Source organism: Micromonospora sp. AMSO1212t (assembly GCF_008868145.1).
GTDB lineage: Bacteria > Actinomycetota > Actinomycetes > Mycobacteriales > Micromonosporaceae > Micromonospora > Micromonospora tulbaghiae.
On record NZ_WBKS01000270.1, the window covers coordinates 1 to 655 of the forward strand.

Consider the following 655-nt stretch of genomic DNA (forward strand, 5'->3'; position numbering starts at 1 on the left):
GGCACTCCGCCGCCCGGCCCTCCGGAGGACCTGCCCCCGTCGCCGCCGCGCGGTCGCCCGCGCTGGCTCGACGCGGACGACCCGGAGCACCCGCCCGAGGCGTCCTCGCGCGAGGTGCAGAACATCCCGCTCGGGCTGGGCGCGCTCCTGCTCGGCGTCGCCGCTGTGGTCTTCGCCGCGGTCGCCACCAGTTCGATGGACGCGCTGGCCCGCCTCGGCGTGCTGCTGGTGGCGACGGCGCTGATGCTGCTCGCCCCGCCGGTGCTGGCCCGGCGCGGGCTCACCTCCACCGCCGAGACCATCGCCGCTGTCGGGTTGCTGCTGGTGCCGCTGGCCGGGTACGCGCTCTGGGCCGTGGACCGGATCGGCGGCGGCTCGTCGGGCGCCGCCTTCGCCGGGACGATCTTCCTGGTCACCACGCTCGTCGCTCTCGGGTACGCGTACGGGACCGGTCTGCGCGCGCCACGCTTCGCCACCGTGCTGGCCGCCCAGCCGGTGCTGCCCCTGCTGGCGTACGAGCGGATCACCGGGCCGGTCGGCTGGGCGCTGGTGCTGACCGTGGTGGCGGTGCTCGACCTGGCACTCGCCCGCTCGGCGGTGGTACGCGAGCGGCCCGTCCGGCGTGACCTGCCCGCCACCGCGCCCCCGCCGTCCG

At 77.4% G+C, this 655-nt stretch carries 1 pseudogene; it reads left to right on the top strand.

The window, feature by feature from the left end:
* Positions 1-655: pseudogene (locus F8279_RS29765) on the top strand (permease); the annotation flags it as partial.